The sequence below is a fragment of the Methylobacterium sp. WL6 genome (assembly GCF_008040095.1).
GTDB lineage: Bacteria > Pseudomonadota > Alphaproteobacteria > Rhizobiales > Beijerinckiaceae > Methylobacterium.
Genome location: NZ_VRVH01000458.1, coordinates 1 through 2547 on the forward strand (window position 1 = coordinate 1; position 2547 = coordinate 2547).

The 2547-nt window shown below is 73.8% G+C and carries 2 protein-coding genes; both read left to right on the forward strand.

From position 1 onward, the window contains the following. A partial coding sequence (locus FV230_RS27160) for an iron-containing alcohol dehydrogenase (RefSeq protein WP_147844582.1) occupies positions 1 to 1037 on the forward strand: 1037 nt, incomplete at its 5' end. Positions 1038 to 1204: 167 nt separating this feature from the next. Next, positions 1205 to 2547, forward strand: a 1343-nt coding sequence (locus tag FV230_RS27165; protein WP_147844583.1) for a DUF2254 family protein, incomplete at its 3' end; no start/stop codon positions are given.

Below are 2547 nucleotides of genomic sequence, written 5' to 3' on the forward strand. Positions count from 1 at the left end.
CCGCCGGGCTGACGCGGGCGGCCGAGGCGGCGCTGGCGCAGGCCGGCTGCCGCATCGACGTGTTCGCGGACGTGGTCGCCGACCCGCCGAGCCACGTGGTCGAGACCGCGGCGGCCTTCGCGCGGGCGTCGGGCGCGGAGCTGGTGCTCGCGATCGGCGGCGGCTCGGCGCTCGATACCGCCAAGCTCGTGGCCTACCTCGCCCGCTCGGACGACGCCCTGGACGCGATCTACGGCGTCGGCCTCGCCACGGGCGAGCGCCTGCCGCTGATCCTGGTGCCGACCACCGCCGGCACCGGATCGGAGGTGACGCCGATCGCCATCGTCACCACGCCCACGCAAGAGAAGAAGGGCGTCGTCGCCCCGCGCCTGCTGCCCGACTGGGCGGTGCTCGACCCGGAGCTGACGCGGGGCCTGCCCGCCGCCGTCACCGCGGCCACCGGCATCGACGCGATGGTGCACGCGATCGAGGCCTATACCAGCCGCCACCGCAAGAACCCGATCTCCGACGGCCTCGCCCGGCAGGCCCTGGGGCTGCTCGCCTGCCATATCCGGATCGCCTGCACCGACGGCGGCGATGTCGAGGCGCGCTCCGGGATGCTGCTCGGGTCGATGCTCGCTGGCATGGCCTTCGCCAACGCGCCGGTGGCGGCGGTGCACGCGCTCGCCTACCCGATCGGCGCGCTGTTCCACGTGCCGCACGGGCTCTCGAACGCGCTGGTGCTGATGGGCGTGCTGCGCTTCAACCTGCCGGAGGCGCGGGCGCTCTACGCCGAGCTCGCGCCGATCCTCGACCCGGACGCCCGCGACCGGCCGGCGGCGGAGGCGGCCGACCGCTTCGTCGCGGCGCTCGCCGCGATCTGCCGCGATTGCGGCGTCCCGGCCTCGCTCGCGGCGGTCGGCATCGCGGAGACGGACCTCGACCGCCTCGCCGACGACGCGATGAAGCAGACGCGGCTCCTGGTGAACAACCCGCGGACGGTAACCCGCGCCGACGCGCGCGCGATCTACGCCGCGGCGCTGGCGGGCACCGCCTGAGGGCGCCTTCGACGAGGCGATCCCGGCTGTCGCCGACGGCCTTGGCCGCGATCCAGCCACCGCCCTCATCCTGAGGCGCGGCCGCTTCCGTCGCTCTCGCGCTTCGGCCGGTCCTTTTCGGGTCGATGTCCGTATAGGGGGGGCACACAGGAGCGACGCCACCCACCATGCCAGCCATCGAGACGGTCCCGAACCGCGTCGTCGCCGCCGTCCGGCGGTCCTTCCGGCAGTTCCTGGCACTGCCGCTCGCGACGATCGTCGGCTTCGTCGGGCTCAATGCGCTGGTCTACCTCGCCGACCGCTCGTGGTCCGGCGGCGCGGCGCCCACGGGCTTCCGCTGGCTCGGCGCGCTGCTCGGGGACCGCGCCGCGCTCGGCGGCCTGCTCACCACCGTGGCGTCGAGCATCATCACCGTGACGTCGATCACCTTCTCGCTGCTGCTCATCGCCGTGCAGCAGGGCGCGGCCTCGCTCACCGCGCAGGTCACCGACCAGTTCATGGCCCGGCGCACCAACCAGTTCTACTTCGGCTACTTCGTCGGCTTGTCGGTCTTCGTGCTAATGACCCTGGTGACCAACACCGAGTTCCACCGGCCGGTCTTCGGCACGAGCCTGGCGCTGGTGATGACGACCTTCGCCCTCTGCCTCGTCATCGTGATGCTCTACAACACCATCGATCAGATGCGGCCCGAGCGCATCGTCCAGTTCATCCACGCGCAGATCCTCGAGGCCCGCGCCGACGACGAGCGCCTGCTCGCGCGCACCCGCCGGACGCCCCGGCCGGGCTGGGACGTCCGCGCGGTGGTGCGCGCGACCGAGCGCGGCTACGTCGTCGGCCTCGACGCCGACCGGATCCAGGCGGCGATCGCGCGCGCCGCGCCGGACGCCGTCGAGGTTCGGATGCGGGTTCCGGTCGGCACCTTCCGGGCGCTCGGCGACCCGCTCTTCGACATCCGGGCCCGGCCGGGCTTCGTGCTGGAAGCGGAAGCGCGGGAGGCGGTCGAGGCCGCGTGCGGGCGGGCGCTCACCTTCGACGACGGGCGCGACCTCGGGCACGATGCCGGCTACGGCCTGCACCAGCTCGCGACCATCGCCTGGACCTCGGTCTCGACCGCGAAGTCGAACCCCAGCCCCGGCCGCGTCGTGCTCCTGGCTTTGCGCGACATCGTCGCCCGCTGGAGCCCCGGCGAGGTCGACCCGCCGGAGGCACTGGGCGCGCACGTGATCCTGGCCGACCACGCCCCGACCGCGGCCACCGATGCGCTGGAGGCGGTGATCGTCGTCGCCTCGGAATCGATCCAGTGCCAGACCCTCGCCGAGGCGATGGACAGCCTGGCGATCCTGCTCGGCCACGTCGCCGCGCCGACGGCCGACCGCCTCGCCGGCATCGCCCAACGCTCGCTCTCCGCCCTCGGCGAGCACGTGCTGACCCGCGAGCTCGAAGCCGCCCTCGACGGCCTCGCCGCGGCGTTGGCCACGCGCGGCTTCGAGCTCGCGGGTCAGCACGTGCT